Below are 16565 nucleotides of genomic sequence, written 5' to 3' on the forward strand. Positions count from 1 at the left end.
TTGATTCTTAATTAATAATTTTTGTACTAGGTATTTCTAACTTTAACGTGGTAAACAACATTTGGCTTAGTACCAACATGCTCCAATAAATGATAGCTTCTATCATCTTCTGCCAATTTAGTGACAGCAGCCTCTTTATCATTTACATCTCCAAATATCATTGCTCCAGTAGAACAAGCATTTGAACAAGCAGTTTGGAATTCTCCGTCTTTAATTGCTCTTCCTTCATTTTTAGCTTTCAAAATTGTTGCTTGTGTCATTTGAATACACATTGAACATTTTTCCATTACACCACGAGAACGAACATTTACATCAGGATTTAAAACCATTCGTCCTAAATCATCATTCATATGATAATCGAATTCACTGTTTTTGTTATACAAGAACCAGTTAAAACGACGAACTTTATAAGGACAGTTATTAGCACAGTAACGAGTACCAACACATCTATTATAAGCCATTTGGTTTTGACCTTGACGACCGTGAGAAGTTGCAGCAACTGGACAAACAGTCTCACAAGGAGCGTGATTACAGTGCTGACACATTACTGGCTGGAAAGAAACTTGTGGATTATCTCCTGCTTTTTCCATTTCATTGAAAGTAGACAATGAACTTGATAATCCAGCGATATTCTCTTTTCTTTCGTTATCACCTTCAAAAGTACTCTCAGAAGAATAGTATCTGTCGATACGCAACCAATGCATATCCCTGCTTCTTCTTACTTCATCTTTTCCAACAACTGGTACGTTATTTTCAGCATGACAAGCAATTACACAGGCACCACAACCAGTACAAGCATTCAGATCGATAGAAAGATTAAAATGATGTCCAGTAGAACGGTCAAATGAACCCCACAAATCCACTGAAGTAGTTGGAACTTCTTTGTGATCTAAAGATACAACTGGTTTTTCATTCCAAACTTCAGCATCTTTAGTATTAAATATTTCAAGAGTAGTTTCTTTAATAATATCACCTCTTCCCATTAATGTTTTCTGACCTTGAACGCAAGCAAATTCATGTTCTCCATTTGCTTTTTCAATAGTAACAGACTGCACATTATTGAATCCTCCATATACAGCGTAAGCATTAATACCAACCTGCATCTCTTCTTTCAAAGCAGCTTTACGGCCATATCCTAAAGCCATACCAACAGTTCCAACAGCTTGACCCGGCTGAACAATTACTGGAACTTTTTCAAGTTTTACGCCATTAACACTCAAATTAGCATAACTACCATTCAATCCACCGTTAGCAACGATTTCATTTGTCATTCCCCATTTCTTAGCATCAGCATTTGAAACAGTAACATAATTATCCCAAGAAACTCTTGTTAATGGATCTGGAAACTCTTGCAGCCAAGGGTTGTTTGCCTGCTGCCCGTCTCCCATTCCAGTTTTTGTATATAATACTAATTCAAGACCAGCAGCTTTTGACTGCGCTAAAGCACTTGCAGCACCAGCGTAATCAGCAGTACCTGCGGCAGAAACTTGAACAGCACCTACAAATACACCGTCATGCAAAACTTTATTCCAAGAAGAACCAGCGATTATTGAAGCTGAAAATGCTTTCAGATAATCATAATAAGTTCCAGGAATTCCGTTTATAGATAATAAAATATCTTGAAATTGTTTTGTGTCGAATAATGGACGAATAGTTGGCTGTGTCAAACTATAAGTTCCTTTTGTCAATGCTAAATCCCCCCAAGCTTCCAAATAATGAGGCACTGGAGCAGCAATTGTTGTCAATGAAGCAGTTTCATCTTCTTTTAAAGATAATGCAACTGAAGTTTTTACTTTTTTCAATCCTTCAGCAAATGATTTACTGTCAGCTAAAGTATAAACTGGATTAACGCCGCTCATGATTAAAGTATGAACACTTCCAGCATTCATGTCTTTTACTAATTGAGCGACTTTTTCGTTAGATCCTTTACGGATTTGTCTTGTTCCCGAAGTATTAAAAGCTTCACTTGCCAAAACTTGATTAATGGCAAGAACTAATAACTGAGCATTTTTATCTTGAATACCAGATACTAAAACTCCTTTAGAACCTGCCGCTTTCAATTGCTGAGCCGCTTTAGTTACATCCGCTTTGAAAGCAGCATCTAATGATGCAGCAACAGATGATCCGGTAATAATATTATAAATATGAACTAATGCTTGTTTTTGGTTAGCCGTAGACATAGCAATACGCTTATCAGCAGCTGCACCAGACAACGTCATATTAGATTCTAGTTGTACGTGTTTAGATATTATTTTCTTTCCAACTGCTCCAGATGGAATTCTGCCTTTAGCATAACCTGAATCATACCCCCCACCTTGCCAATCTCCAAGGAAATCAGCACCAACAGAAAGGATTAATGAAGCTTTTGAAAAATCATAATCCACTAAAGCTCTTTCTCCATAAACAGCCTCAAAAGCATCTAAAGCTTCTGAAGAAGAAACAGCGTCATATATAACATGTTTAGCATTAGGATTCTTAGCGATAAAGTCAGCAATCAACTTTTCAGTAGACGGACTTGCCAATGTATTTGTCAAAAATACAACTTGCCCTCCTTTTGCTTTAGCATCAACAATACTAGATTTTATTTTTGAATCAACTGCAGACCAAGAAGCTTTTTTAGCATCAAGTTTAGGCTCTTTCAAACGCATATTATCATACAATGATAATATAGAAGCATGAACTCTGGCATTAGCAGCAAACTTAGCCCCAGCAATAGTGTTATTATCAATTTTAATTGGACGCCCTTCACGAGTTTTAACCAAAAGGTTTGCGAAATCAAATCCATCAAAAACCGAAGTTGCATAATAATCTGCTACTCCAGGAATAATTTGTTCTGGCTGCAGCACATAAGGAATTGACAAATGCACAGGACCCTCACAAGCAGCTAAAGAAGCCGCTGCTGTACTAAAACCAACGTACTTTAAAAAGTCACGACGTGTAGTTGAAGAAGAAGACAAAGCCGACTCATTTCCTAAAAACTCATCAGTAGGAATCTCTTCAACAAATTCGTTATTTCTAAGCGCCTCAACAATAGAACTATTTCCGTCTAGTTCTTCAACACTTTTCCAGTATTTTTTGTTTGATGACATATTATATATAAATATTAATCTTAATAATTTCTTTTTAGTTTCAAGCTTTATTTGCTTCAGCTTTCAAATTATACTAAACTTGAAAGCTGAAACTTTAAACTTTTTAGTAGTGGCATTTACCGCATTCTAACCCGCCCATCTGAGCAGCAGTTAATTTATCAACACCATATTTTTTAGAAAGCTGTTCGTGTATTTTTTTGTAGTACTCATTACCTTCCATTTTAACATCAGTTTTTCTGTGGCAGTTAATACACCATCCCATTGTTAATGGAGAGAACTGTTTCATGATTTCAAATTCCTGAACAGGACCGTGACAAGTCTGGCATTCAATTCCAGCTGTAGTAACATGCTGCGAGTGATTAAAATAAACAAAATCAGGCAAGTTATGAATACGCACCCATTTTACAGGCTCGGTCTTTCCAGTATAAGACTGACTAGATGCGTCCCAGCCAACAGCTTTGTATAATTTTTTAATCTGCTCGTCATAGAAAGCCTTACTGTATTCTGGAGTTGCAGTAGTTTCAGCAACTTCACTAATACTTTTATGACAATTCATACAAACATTTAAAGAAGGAATTCCAGCAGTTTTACTCACTCTAGAAGCAGAGTGGCAATATTTACAGTTGATTTCATTATCTCCTGCGTGTATTCTATGAGAGTAGTGAATTGGCTGAATTGGTTCGTAGTTTTGATCCACACCAACCTGCATTAAAAAACCATAAACCATATAAGCCCCAGCCAGCAGTAAGAAAATAGCCGAAACCAATACTAAGAATTGATTTTTAACAAAAGCCTTCCAAATAGGCAAAGTAGGTTCTTTTGCAGCAACTTCAATACCATTTGCAGCTGCAACTTTTCTTAAAACTTTGTTTACCAAAACCAACATCACAATAAGTATTGCCATTACTAATGACAAAGCACCTAAAATAACATTATTTGAAATACCAGCCTCTTGCGAAGCGTCTTTTACAGCACCAGGAACACCACCAGCTGGCGCAGCAACTTCAGCCTTAGGTTCAGAAGTATATGCTATAATATTATCAATATCTCCTTCAGATAACTGAGGAAAAGGAGTCATCGGAACTTTATTATTATCTTCAAAAAGTTTTACTGCAACTTTATCTCCTGATTTAATTAAATCAGAACTATTGTGAACCCATTTATAAATCCAAGCCATATCATGCCTTGCAGACACACCTCTCAAGGCAGGACCTGTAGATTTTGCATCTAACTTATGACATGCGGCACAATTGGTATTAAAAAGCTCTTTCCCTTTTGCCGCATCACCTCCAGAACTGGCAGCTGGCGCAGCAGCTGCAGCATCTGCTGCTGGAGCAGCATCTTGTGCAAGCGAAGCTACGGAAATACTCAACATTAATGCTAAGCTTAAAAATAATTTCCTTGAATTCGAATTATGGTTACCCACCTTTTTCATATTAATATATTGATTATCTACTAAAAATTGTTCGCTTATTGTCAAATAAACTAGAAGACGAAACCCTCCTTATTTTAAAAACTGCGACAAAAATACGACTTAAGAACTATTCTCAAAACCTTAAAATAATCTTAATTATAATTTATATCAAATCTAAATAAGGAATGTAATTTCAATTTCCTGTTAAAATGTTATTTTTGTAAAATAAATAATCAGATTATGAGATTTTTAAGATTAGCACAGCCATTAGTATCAGCTCTTTTATTTTGTTTAACTACAATAAAAACAGGAGCTCAAAATTCGAATTTAACACTTAATCAGGATCCAAAATTCGAACAATTACTGACAGAAAAAAGAAAATCAAACCCTAATTTATCTTATAATGACAGGTACAAAATTCAAATATTCAACGGTGTAAGTGAAACTGCCAAAAAAACTTTGTCAGAATTTAAACAAGAATTCAAAGACCTCGACGGAACAATTATTTTCAATACACCAAATTATAAAGTTTGGGTTGGAAATTTCAGAACTAGAATGGAAGCCGAACGAAATCTTATTGATATTAAAAAAAGATATAAAAACGTTTTTTTAATAAAGCCTAGCAAATAAATTTTTAAACACTAAACTACATTTAAAATCTAAGCTGTTTTATAAATTTTTTAATAATATACAGACTAAATTTAGAAGCAACCTGTGATATAAACTCATTGAAATCTATTACAGAATTCTCATTCGCATCATCAGAAATTGTACAGATAATCACAAAAGGAATATTATATTCAAAACATACCTGAACCAGAACTGATCCTTCCATACTACACACAAAACATCTGGAAAGACAGCTAGAATATTTTCTTATTCAAGATTACTAAAAAGAATTGATTCCCGCTTATATTTTATCCAACCATTACTTTTTTTTGAATTATCAATGAATATCTTTCTGTTGTTTTAAAGAAACTAAATCAATCAGGTTTCCATTTAACTAACTCACCAATCCTTTCTACTGTAATTATCCAAAACTTCTTTTGGAAGAAAGAGTTCACTTATACCTAAGAACGGGATTCCAATTTATTTGATTATAGGACGGGCATCCAAATCATGCTGCACAAGGCTATTCGCAACAACAATATCACCGATATTTAAGTCCGCTCTACTGCACTGGCAACTCCTGTAAATAAAAATTCAGTTATTCCGAATTCTGCAATCAAGTGAGTTAGAAGCGACTTTGCCCCACCGTAAAAACACTACTATAGCTTCAACATTATTTATCGTACCTGTATAATAAGTTCGCATTCCTTTTACAATTTCCTTTTTATCTGCAAGGAGAGTGACAATGCCATTAATTTCTTTAGGCATTAATCCGTCTTTTATTCATAACAAAAACCATTTATACAATAAATCACAAACCATCATTGATAAGACATTTGCTTTTAAAACTTTTAATTTCAACACACTCAAAGTATAAAAAAATGGCACACAAATGACTCGGATTGAATGGATTTTGCACAGATTCCAATTAAATTCTTAACGGAGTTATAAAAAACCCATCCTAATCTGTTTAATCCTTGGGATACGTGCAAATTTAACTGTTTTGCAAAATGACAAAGTAATATTTATTCTTTAAAAGCGAATACCTTGCATCATTGTGAAAACATTTAACAATAACAACAAAGAAGCTTTAAAATTACTCCCAGCGTAACAATTCACTTGCAAGAGCAATAATCATATAAAAAAACACCTTATATTACTGCTCTCAATTAAACAATCAACACCTAAGTAAAACGACATTCTAAACAAAAAAAATCCCAACGAATTGGGATTTTAAATTATATAACAAGTGAATATTACTTCAATTTCTTTTTGATAGCCACTTCGTGGTAAGCTTCAATAACATCTCTTTCTTCGATGTCATTATAACCTTTTATCTGAATACCGCAATCGTAGCCTTTGGTAACTTCTTTTACATCGTCTTTGAAACGTTTCAGTGCAATTAATTCACCTTCATGAACTACTACGCCGTCTCTAACAATTCTAATTTTACCATTTCTGGTAATTTTACCATCCGTAACCATACAGCCGGCAATTGTACCCACTTTAGAAATTTTGAACAATTCTCTGATTTCAGCAGTACCAAGAACTTCCTCTTTCATTTCTGGAGCTAACATTCCTTCCATCGCATCTTTCAAATCATCGATAGCAGCATAGATAATAGAATAATAACGGATATCGATTTCTTCTTTATCAGCTAATTGTCTAGCATTTCCAGCAGGACGAACGTTAAATCCTATAATAATCGCATCAGAAGCAGAAGCTAACATAACGTCAGATTCTGTAATTGCTCCAACACCTTTATGAATAATATTGATCTGGATTTCTTCGGTTGATAATTTAGAGAACGAATCAGACAAGGCTTCTACAGAACCATCCACGTCACCTTTAAGAATAATGTTCAACTCTTTAAACTGACCTAATGCGATTCTACGTCCAATCTCGTCTAATGTAATGTGACGCTGTGTACGTACTGATTGTTCACGCATTAATTGAGAACGTTTCGCCGCAATTTGTTTTGCCTCTTTTTCATCTTCAAAAATATTGAACTTATCACCAGCTGTAGGAGCTCCATCAAGTCCTAAAACCGAAACAGGAGTAGAAGGCCCTGCTATAGTAACAGTTTTACCTCTTTCATCGTGCATCGCTTTAATTTTTCCATGATGCTTTCCTGCCAGCATATAATCACCAATTTTAAGAGTACCATGCTGTACTAAAATTGTAGAAACATACCCTTTTCCTTTATCTAAGAAAGCTTCAACAACTGTACCCTGCGCAGCTTTATTTGGATTTGCTTTCAGATCTAAAATTTCAGCTTCTAACAATACTTTTTCCAATAATTCTTTAACACCTGTACCAATTTTTGCAGAAATATCATGAGATTGAATTTTTCCACCCCAATCTTCCACAAGTAAATTCATGCCTGCCAAACGTTCTTTAATTTTTTCAACGTTAGCATTTGGCTTATCGATTTTATTGATTGCAAATATAATCGGAACACCAGCCGCCTGAGCATGAGAAATAGCCTCTTTGGTCTGTGGCATAATATCATCATCCGCAGCTACCACAATAATAGCAATATCGGTAACCTGAGCCCCACGGGCACGCATCGCAGTAAACGCTTCGTGACCTGGTGTATCAAGGAACGCAATTTTTTGTCCGTTATCCAATGTTACTCCGTAAGCTCCAATGTGCTGTGTAATACCTCCTGACTCACCTGCAATAACATTTTCTTTACGAATGTAATCCAGCAAAGATGTTTTACCGTGATCAACGTGTCCCATTACAGTAACGATTGGTGCTCTGGTAACTAAATCTTCCTCTTTATCTTCAACTACCTCAATAGCTTCTTCGATATCTACTGTTATGAATTCAACGTCATAACCAAATTCATCAGCAACAATTGTCAATGTTTCAGCATCCAGACGCTGATTCATCGTAACCATGATTCCAAGAGACATACAAGTTCCAATCACTTTTGTAATCGGCACATCCATCATTATTGCAATTTCACCTACAGTAACAAACTCAGTAACTTTAATCGTTTTACTTCCTTCGTCCAAAGCTCTTTGCTCGTCATCAGATTTTTGACGATGCGTATCTCTTTTATCTCTTCTATATTTTGCCGCTTTAGACTTCCCTCCTTTACCTTGAAGTTTCTCTAAAGTTTCGCGAATTTGATTTTTAACTTCTTCTTCTGTTGGCTCAACTTTTGCAACAATTGCAGGTCTATTGCCTTTTACAAATCCAGGTCTTGCACTTCTATTTGCATTAAAACCGCCTCCACCTGTATTCGGAGTAATCTTATTAGGATTTGGCGCTCCAGGAACACCTGGAGTTGCAGGAGATTTAGGAGCTCCCGGTTTAGGAGCAATTCTCTTGCGTTTATTTTTATTCGCATTATTAGCACCAGCAACTCCAGGAGTACCAGGCTTGTTAGGCGTAATTTTTGGATCTTCTTTTTTCTTCTTCGGTTTATTAAACTGAGACAAGTCAATCACTTGACCGGTTAGAGTTGCACCAGAAAGTTTTTGGTATTGTGTAGTAATCGATTCTTCGACTGGAGCTTCATTAGCAGTGCTTACTGCCTTTTTCTCTACTACAGCTTCAGGCTGTTTTTCGGCACTTTTAACTTCCTTGAATTTAGGTTTTTCAACAGCCTCATTTTCTTGAACCTTAGGTATCTCTTTTATGATTTTTTCTACTACTGGCTGTTTTATTTCTACAGTTTCAGCAGTAACTTTTTTCACATCTTCTTTAGAAACAGGTGCTTCATTTGAAGTTATATCTATAGGAGTAATTACTTTTTCAGCAACAATAGGTTCAGGAGCAGGAGCGGCTTTTTTAGGATTAAGATCAATTTTACCAACTTGAACCGGCCCAGACAATGTAGCCCTGGCTTTAATAACTTCTTGTTGTTTCAAACGCTCTTCCTCTAGTTTGCGTTTATCTTCAACTTCTTTTTCACGCTCAATACGCAATGCCTCTTTTTCTTTTCTTTTCTCTTCACCTACTTCCTTGGAAGCTTCTTTATTCCCCTTGTCGCCTGCAAACTGACTTTGTAGGATATTAAATTCATTGTCAGAAATTTTAGCATTTGGATTTGCCTCAATAGCAATTCCCTTATCCTTAAGATAATCCACAGCTCTTTCTAACGAAATATTTAATTCCCTTAAAACCTTGTTTATTCTAATAATTCTCTCTTCAGACATAAAATCTTTTTATTTTTACCTTATTCGTTGTTCCATTTTTACCTTACATTAAAAATAGAAATTTATTTTATATGAGGAATTAACAGTCTGTTAACTATCAAATTCTTCATTTAATATTCTAATTACATCTAAAATCGTTTCCTCTTCTAGGTCAGTTCTTCTAACTAAATCTTCAACATCGTGTTTCAAAATACTTTTAGCAGTATCCAAACCAATTTTTGCAAATTCTTCTATAACCCACTCTTCGATCTCATCTGAGAACTCAGTTAATTCAACATCATCATCATCAGCTGTAGTTCCGGCAACATCACCTTCACGAATTACATCTAATTCATAACCTGTTAACTGTCCAGCCAAACGAATGTTATGACCTCCTCTACCAATTGCTTTAGAAACTTCTTCTAATTTCAAAAACACTTCGGCTCTTTTAGCTTCTTCATTAATTTTGATAGAAGAAACTTTCGCAGGACTTAACGCTCTGGTAATATACAATTGAACATTGCTTGTATAGTTAATCACATCAATATTTTCATTTCCTAATTCACGAACAATTCCGTGAATACGAGATCCTTTCATACCAACACAAGCTCCAACTGGATCGATACGGTCATCATAAGAATCTACAGCTACTTTTGCTTTTTCACCAGGAATTCTCACTACATTTTTAACCATAATTAAACCATCAAAAACTTCAGGGATTTCTTGTTCAAATAATTTTTCCAAGAACTTATCTGAAGTTCTGGACATAATAATCTGAGGTTTGTTTCCTTTTAGTTCAACACTTTCAATTATACCTCTAACATTATCTCCTTTACGGAAAAAATCAGAAGGAATTTGTTTTTCTTTTGGTAAAATGATTTCGTTTCCGTCATCATCCACCAAAATTACAACTCTTGGACGAACATGATGCACTTCTGCAGTATAAATATCACCAATAATATCCTTAAATTGCTTGTAAAGATTCGTATTATCGTGTTCGTGTATTTTTGATATTAAATTTTGTCTTAAAGCCAATATCGCTCTTCTTCCTAAATCTATCAATTTAACTTCTTCTGAAACTTCCTCTCCAATTTCGAAATCGGCTTCGATTTTTCTAGCTTCAGTTAATGTAATTTCTTCATTTTCAAAATCCAAATCCTCGTCAGCAACGATTACTCTTCTTCTCCAAATCTCCATATCTCCTTTGTCAGGATTTATGATGATGTCAAAATTATCATCTGAACCGTATTTTTTTTTCAATGCATTTCTAAATACATCTTCCAAAATTGCCATAAGCGTTACACGATCAATAAGTTTATCATCTTTAAACTCTGAAAATGAATCGATTAATGCTAAATTTTCCATGCGAATTCTTTAAATTAAAATGTTACTGTAACAACTGCTTCTTTAATATCTGCATAAGGTATCTGCAATTCCTTTTGAACCGTCTCTTTTCCCTTACCCACTTTTTTGGCTTCTCTAGCTTTCCAAGACAAAATTATAAAAAGATCATTAGCTTCAACTAATTCTGCCTCAATATTTTCTTGATTGGTTTTAACAATTAATGTTCTGCCAATATTCTTTTTATACTGCCTAACTAATTTTAAAGGAGAACCTACTCCTACCGAAGCGACTTCTAATGAGAAATCCTGTTCTTCTCTGTCTAAGTTACCCTCAACAGCACGACTTATATCAATACAGTCCTGCAAAACCACTCCATTATCCCCATCAATCCCAATAATAATTTTAAAACTATCCGTTACAGTCAAGTCAATTAAAAAAATAGATGGTTTTTCCAGAAGAACCTCTTCTAATACCCGCTTTACTTTCTCTTTAAATGTCATATCTTTATAAAAAGAGGGGACGTTAGTCCCCTCATTATTTAAACTTTACTAAATAACGGTGCAAATATAGTGTTTTTTTTAAATCAAAAAAATTGATTACTATTAAAAAATAATATATCTTTAATCTATCAATTAACAAATAATTCATACTTAAACAAACCCCAATTACAATGAAAAAAATTCTTATCCCAACTGATTTTTCAAAATATGCTGATGAAGCTATAGAAGTTGGCGCACAAATTGCAAAAAAAAACAACAGCGAAATTGTCTTAATTCACATGCTGGAACTACCTACACACATGAATGACGCCATATCCGGCGAAACAAGCATCCCGGAAATTATGCTATTCAAACGCAAAGCAGAAGAAACTCTAAAAAGCATAAAAAACCGTCCATATCTAGACGGAATCACTGTAACCGAAGTTGTCAGACTCGATGGTGCTTACAAAGGAATCAACAACTACATTAAACAAAACAGCGATTTTGACTTAATTGTAATGGGATCTCACGGAGCAACCGGTCTTAATGAAATCCTAGTAGGTTCAAATACCGAAAAAGTCGTAAGACAATCTGAAGTTCCAGTTTTAGTAATCAAAAACAAACTAGAAAACTTCAAAGCAGCAAACATCATTTTCGCTTCAGATTTCTCTAACGAAATCAAAAAACCTTTCAAAAAGGTTATTGAATTTGCTAAAATATTTGAAGCAAAATTAAACCTTGTAATGATCTGCACTCCAAACAGCTTCAAAAGCACTTCGGCTGCACGCAAAATCATAAATGAATTCGTTGCTGAATTTGATATGCCAGAGTACACTTTTGAAACATACAACGAAAGCAACATTGAAAAAGGAATCATAAATTACTCTAATGAAAACAATGGAGACATAATTGCTTTCTGCACACATGGAAGAACTGCATTAAACCATTTCTTCACTGGAAGCATTTCTGAAGATCTAGTAAATCACTCTCAAAAGCCAGTATTAACTTTTAGAGTATAATTTTAAAAAAGAAAGCCTCTCCAAAAAAAAGAGAGGCTTTACTTTTCAAACGCGTACAGTTTAAAATAATTTCATAAAAAAAGCCTCTCGATTGAGAGGCTTTTTTTGTTGGTCTACTAGGACTCGAACCTAGAAAGACTGCACCAAAAACAGTTGTGTTACCATTACACCATAGACCAGCTTTTCTGCGAGCATTTCTGCTTAGCGAGTGCAAATTTAGAACAAATTCCTAGTTGTGCAAACTTTTTTTGCCTTTTTCTTCAAAAAAATTGAAACAAATTTCAATTTAAAAATCAAAATCTGATTAAAACATTGAATTACAAAGCCTTTACCAAAATGATTATTTTCAATAAAATTATAATAATGCGACTTCACTTTAAAAAAAAAAACATTTTCTTTGTATCACTTTTTAAAACATGTAAAAAAAAACAGAAGACAAGTATATGACATCATTCAATTTCAACAAATGGAATACCATTACAGGTTGGTTTGCCTTTTCAATCGCTTTAATAACTTATACGCTTACTGTTGAGCCTACCATGAGCTTTTGGGATTGTGGAGAATATATTGCTACTGCTGCAAAACTAGAGGTTGGGCATCCGCCAGGAGCACCTTTGTTCCAAATGATTGGTGCTTTCTTTGCAATGTTTGCTTTAGACAAAGAACATATTGCATTGATGGTAAACATGACATCTGTATTTTCAAGTGCTTTCACCATATTATTTATGTTTTGGTCATCAACTATAATTTTGAAAAAAGTTATAAGTCAGTATACCGAAATAAACAGCAGTAATGCTATTGTAATACTTGGAAGTTCTTTAGTAGGTTCGCTTGCTTATACTTTTTCGGACAGTTTTTGGTTTAATGCAGTAGAAGCTGAAGTTTATGCAATGGCCAGTTTATTAATTTCTCTGCTTTTATGGCTGGGATTACGCTGGGAACAGGATATGGATACTCCTAGAGGTCATAAATGGTTATTGTTAATTTCACTTGTAGTTGGATTATCATTTGGAGTGCACTTCATGGCCTTGTTAACTATTCCTGCTATTGGATTTTTATATTATTTTAAAAACTACAAAGTAGTAACAGTAAAAAATTTCATAATTGCCAACATTGTAGTTGTTTCTGTTTTACTTTTCATCTTCAAATTATTATTACCTTTAACAATGGCTTTCTTTGGTAAAACCGAAGTCTTCATGGTTAATTCAATGGGACTGCCTTTTAACTCAGGAACTATTTTTGTAACACTGCTTCTAATAGCTTTCTTCTATTTTGGATTGAATTATACCCGCAGTAAAGGATTAGTACACTATAACACTCTTATTCTTTGTATTCTTTTCATTCTTATAGGATTTTCAACATGGCTGATGTTGCCAATTCGTGCCAATTCTGAAACTGTCATCAATGAAAACAAACCATCTGATGCTGCCGAAGTTTTAGCATATTACAACAGAGAGCAATACGGAGTTAACCCATTATTTTATGGTCCTCAATACACCGAGGCTTTTACAGGATTAGACCCAGAAACTCCATATTTAGACAAAGCTCCTAACTACGAGAGAGATTACAAAACCGGCAAATATGTTATTGTAAACAATTACAAGAATGCCGAACAAAATTCAGACAACAGCCAAAAAACAATTCTTCCAAGAATGTGGAGCACAGAACATATTGAAAACTATATTAACTTCACACATCCGCCGGCATTTAGAATAAATCCAAACCATGATTATGATGAAGATCTTGTAAAATATGGATTGGATCCAAGCAAATTAAGTGAAGAAGATTACAACAAAGCAGTTGCACAATTAAAAAATGAAACTGAAAAAACGGTATCTGAGTTCAGACAGGCTTATGCTCAAAAACAAATTGACAATGAAGGATATGTTGCTTTTCTAAAACATTATAGCGACTATTTAATTATAGAAAAACCAACCACCGCAGACAACTTCAGCTTTATGTTCGAATACCAATTTGGATACATGTACTGGAGGTATTTAATGTGGAATTTTGTTGGAAGACAAAACGACGAACAGGGCAGATATGACTATCTTGACGGAAACTGGATAAGCGGTATTCCATTTGTAGACAATTTACACTTAGTTTCTCAAGACAATTTACCAACAGATACTTTAAACAATAAAGGAAGAAACGTATATTTCTTTTTACCATTTATACTTGGGTTAATTGGAATTATGCATCATGCGAGCAAAGACAGAAAAAGCTTTTATGTTTTATTAGCACTTTTCCTTTTTATGGGAATTGCGTTAAAAATATACCTGAACGAAAGACCATTTGAACCGCGTGAAAGAGACTATGCCTTAGTAGGATCATTTTACGTATTTGCCATTTGGATAGGTTTTGGCGTATATTCATTATATGAAAGTTTTCAAAAATACCTTTCTCCAAAAATTGCAGGTCCTGTATTCATAGGAGCTTCATTATTGGTAGCACCAGTATTAATGGCTTATCAAAACTGGGATGATCACGACCGTTCAGGGAAATACACAGCAACCGCTATGGCAAAAGCCTATTTAGAATCATGTGATCCAAATGCTATTTTATTTACCATTGGAGATAACGACACATTTCCTCTTTGGTATGCTCAGGAAATAGAAGGCATCCGTACCGATATTAAAATTGTAAATACAAGTTTATTTATGACAGATTGGTATATTGATCAAATGAAGAGAAAAGCATATCAATCCAATGCCCTGCCAATTTCATTTACACATAATGAATATGTGGGAGATAAACTTGACTATGTAGCACATATTCAAAAAACCGAAAGCCGCTGGGATTTACCCGCTTTTATAAAATTCATAAAAGACCCTAGATCTACTGTAGAAATGCAAAATGGACAAACCATACATTTTTATCCGACTAATAAAATCAGAATTCCTATTAATAAAGACAACATTATAAAGAACAAAATTGTCAATCCAAAATTATACGATTCAATTGTTCCTTATATTGATATTGATATAAAAGGAAGTGCCATCTACAAAAACAGACTGATGATGCTTGACCTTATCAACAACAACAACTGGAAAAGACCTGTTTATTTTAGCGGAGGCGCATTTGATGCGGAAGATTATTTATGGATGAAAGATTATCTTCAATTAGAAGGTATGGTTTATAAATTAGTTCCAATAAAAACAGCATTCACTGAAGATTCTGGTCAAATGGATATGGGACGAATTGACACTGAAAACATGTATGCCAAAGTAATGGCGTGGGATTGGGGGAACAGCGACAGTGACAAAATATATCATGATCCAGAAACGCGCAGAGAAAGTCTTACTTACCGAATGAATTTGGCCCGATTGATGAAACAGCTGATCGCTGAAGGAAAAATTGACAAAGCCAAAAAAATCATTGAGTTAGCAATGACAAAAATGCCTTTGGAAAAATTTGGATATTACTCCTTAGTTGAACCATTTGCTAAAGGTTACTATGATGTTGGCGAAAAGGCTAAAGCACATGATTTATTAGAAAAATTGATAAACAAATATCGCGAAAACCTTAATTATTATGCCAAATTAGCTCCTTCAGAACAATCTGATGTAAGTATTGAAATCATTACCGACATTGAGCGTTACAGAAGCTTGTTGACCGTAATGCAGGAAAGTAAAGATCAGGCATATTACAATTCAAGTAAAAAAACATTTAACACTTATATTGAAATATTTGCCCGATTTGGACGCAAAAAAGAATAATTATCTGATATAAATCAAAACAATTAAAATGTAGTGCAACTAAAAAAGGCACTACATTTTTTTTGCTTAAAATTGAATTTAATTGTACTATTGAATTATGAAATTCTATTGGATTAAGACAAATACGTTTATAAAAAAAATATTCTCCAATTTTACATGGGATATTCCCAATGCAGAGAATAAAATCTACCTCACTTTTGACGACGGGCCAACTCATGAAGTAACTGAATGGGTTTTGGAAGAACTAAAAAAGCATCAGGCAAAAGCAACATTTTTTTGCATTGGAAAGAATATAGAAAACAGCCCAGGTTTATTTCAAAAAGTAATCAATGAAGGTCATGCAATAGGAAATCACACTTTTAATCATTTTAATGGCTGGAAAACAAAAGCAGATGATTATTTAACAAATGTCACAGAATGTCAAAATCTCATCGACAAACTGCATCCTGAAAACAGCAGATTATTCCGTCCGCCATATGGCAAAATAAAAAAATCACAATCTAAAGAATTGCGAAGACTGGGTTACAAAATAATCATGTGGGATGTTCTCAGTGCCGATTTTGACCAAACCATAACACCAGAAAAATGTCTTGAAAACGTACTCAAAAATACTGTTTCGGGAAGTATAATTATTTTCCACGACAGTGTAAAAGCTTATAAAAATCTGAAATATGTACTCCCTCGGTCATTACAAATCCTAAAAGAAAGAGGTTTTACATTTGACACAATCCATTAAAAACA

General features: G+C 34.3%; 10 protein-coding genes and 1 tRNA gene. 4 read left to right on the forward strand and 7 right to left on the reverse strand.

Annotated elements, in window-relative coordinates:
• Positions 1 to 26: 26 nt before the first annotated feature.
• Both IRZ80_RS12550 and IRZ80_RS12555 read right to left on the reverse strand, forming a co-directional pair.
• Positions 27 to 3089 (reverse strand): TAT-variant-translocated molybdopterin oxidoreductase, encoded by a 3063-nt coding sequence (locus tag IRZ80_RS12550; protein ID WP_194641910.1) that lies wholly within the window; start codon positions 3087 to 3089, stop codon positions 27 to 29.
• Between the two features lie 103 nt (positions 3090 to 3192).
• Positions 3193 to 4524 (reverse strand): c-type cytochrome, encoded by a 1332-nt coding sequence (locus IRZ80_RS12555; RefSeq protein WP_194641911.1) that lies wholly within the window; start codon positions 4522 to 4524, stop codon positions 3193 to 3195.
• A 219-nt stretch (positions 4525 to 4743) separates the two neighbouring features.
• Here IRZ80_RS12555 and IRZ80_RS12560 point away from each other — a divergent pair, with 219 nt between their 5' ends.
• A complete protein-coding gene (locus tag IRZ80_RS12560) occupies positions 4744 to 5133 on the forward strand; it encodes an SPOR domain-containing protein (RefSeq protein WP_194641912.1) in 390 nt (129 codons plus the stop codon).
• Positions 5134 to 5155: 22 nt separating this feature from the next.
• On the opposite strand, the gene IRZ80_RS21260 is transcribed toward IRZ80_RS12560, so the two are convergent.
• From IRZ80_RS21260 to rimP, 4 genes are all read right to left on the reverse strand, one after another.
• Positions 5156 to 5338, reverse strand: a complete 183-nt coding sequence (locus IRZ80_RS21260; RefSeq protein ID WP_194641913.1) for a hypothetical protein — start codon at positions 5336 to 5338, stop codon at positions 5156 to 5158.
• Between the two features lie 1030 nt (positions 5339 to 6368).
• A complete protein-coding gene (gene infB, locus IRZ80_RS12570) occupies positions 6369 to 9284 on the reverse strand; it encodes a translation initiation factor IF-2 (RefSeq protein WP_194641914.1) in 2916 nt (971 codons plus the stop codon).
• A 90-nt stretch (positions 9285 to 9374) separates the two neighbouring features.
• Positions 9375 to 10628, reverse strand: coding sequence for a transcription termination factor NusA (gene nusA / locus IRZ80_RS12575; RefSeq protein ID WP_115811312.1), 1254 nt, complete (start codon positions 10626 to 10628; stop codon positions 9375 to 9377).
• A gap of 14 nt (positions 10629 to 10642) precedes the next feature.
• On the reverse strand, positions 10643 to 11107 hold the full coding sequence (gene rimP / locus IRZ80_RS12580; RefSeq protein ID WP_194641915.1) for a ribosome assembly cofactor RimP: 465 nt from the start codon (positions 11105 to 11107) through the stop codon (positions 10643 to 10645).
• A 170-nt stretch (positions 11108 to 11277) separates the two neighbouring features.
• Here rimP and IRZ80_RS12585 point away from each other — a divergent pair, with 170 nt between their 5' ends.
• Positions 11278 to 12105: a universal stress protein gene (locus IRZ80_RS12585; RefSeq protein WP_194641916.1), complete on the forward strand. Its 828-nt coding sequence runs from the start codon at positions 11278 to 11280 to the stop codon at positions 12103 to 12105.
• Between the two features lie 108 nt (positions 12106 to 12213).
• Here IRZ80_RS12585 and IRZ80_RS12590 read toward each other — a convergent pair.
• Positions 12214 to 12284: transfer RNA gene (locus IRZ80_RS12590), tRNA-Gln, on the reverse strand.
• Positions 12285 to 12548: 264 nt separating this feature from the next.
• Here IRZ80_RS12590 and IRZ80_RS12595 point away from each other — a divergent pair.
• Both IRZ80_RS12595 and IRZ80_RS12600 read left to right on the forward strand, forming a co-directional pair.
• A complete protein-coding gene (locus tag IRZ80_RS12595; protein ID WP_194641917.1) occupies positions 12549 to 15824 on the forward strand; it encodes a DUF2723 domain-containing protein in 3276 nt (1091 codons plus the stop codon).
• 97 nt (positions 15825 to 15921) lie between these two features.
• A complete protein-coding gene (locus tag IRZ80_RS12600) occupies positions 15922 to 16560 on the forward strand; it encodes a polysaccharide deacetylase family protein (RefSeq protein WP_194641918.1) in 639 nt (212 codons plus the stop codon).
• The last annotated feature ends 5 nt before the right edge of the window (positions 16561 to 16565 follow it).

The sequence above is a fragment of the Flavobacterium sp. HJJ genome, from assembly GCF_015351475.1.
In the GTDB taxonomy this organism is placed as follows: domain Bacteria; phylum Bacteroidota; class Bacteroidia; order Flavobacteriales; family Flavobacteriaceae; genus Flavobacterium; species Flavobacterium marginilacus.

Excerpts from the sequence above, each read along its gene's own strand:
- IRZ80_RS12550 (WP_194641910.1), bottom strand. The coding sequence starts at position 3,089 with ATGTCATCAAACAAAAAATACTGGAAAAGTGTTGAAGAACTAGACGGA.
- IRZ80_RS12555 (WP_194641911.1), bottom strand. The coding sequence starts at position 4,524 with ATGAAAAAGGTGGGTAACCATAATTCGAATTCAAGGAAATTATTTTTA.
- IRZ80_RS12560 (WP_194641912.1), top strand. The coding sequence starts at position 4,744 with ATGAGATTTTTAAGATTAGCACAGCCATTAGTATCAGCTCTTTTATTT.
- IRZ80_RS21260 (WP_194641913.1), bottom strand. The coding sequence starts at position 5,338 with ATGGAAGGATCAGTTCTGGTTCAGGTATGTTTTGAATATAATATTCCT.
- infB (WP_194641914.1), bottom strand. The coding sequence starts at position 9,284 with ATGTCTGAAGAGAGAATTATTAGAATAAACAAGGTTTTAAGGGAATTA.
- nusA (WP_115811312.1), bottom strand. The coding sequence starts at position 10,628 with ATGGAAAATTTAGCATTAATCGATTCATTTTCAGAGTTTAAAGATGAT.
- rimP (WP_194641915.1), bottom strand. The coding sequence starts at position 11,107 with ATGACATTTAAAGAGAAAGTAAAGCGGGTATTAGAAGAGGTTCTTCTG.
- IRZ80_RS12585 (WP_194641916.1), top strand. The coding sequence starts at position 11,278 with ATGAAAAAAATTCTTATCCCAACTGATTTTTCAAAATATGCTGATGAA.
- IRZ80_RS12595 (WP_194641917.1), top strand. The coding sequence starts at position 12,549 with ATGACATCATTCAATTTCAACAAATGGAATACCATTACAGGTTGGTTT.
- IRZ80_RS12600 (WP_194641918.1), top strand. The coding sequence starts at position 15,922 with ATGAAATTCTATTGGATTAAGACAAATACGTTTATAAAAAAAATATTC.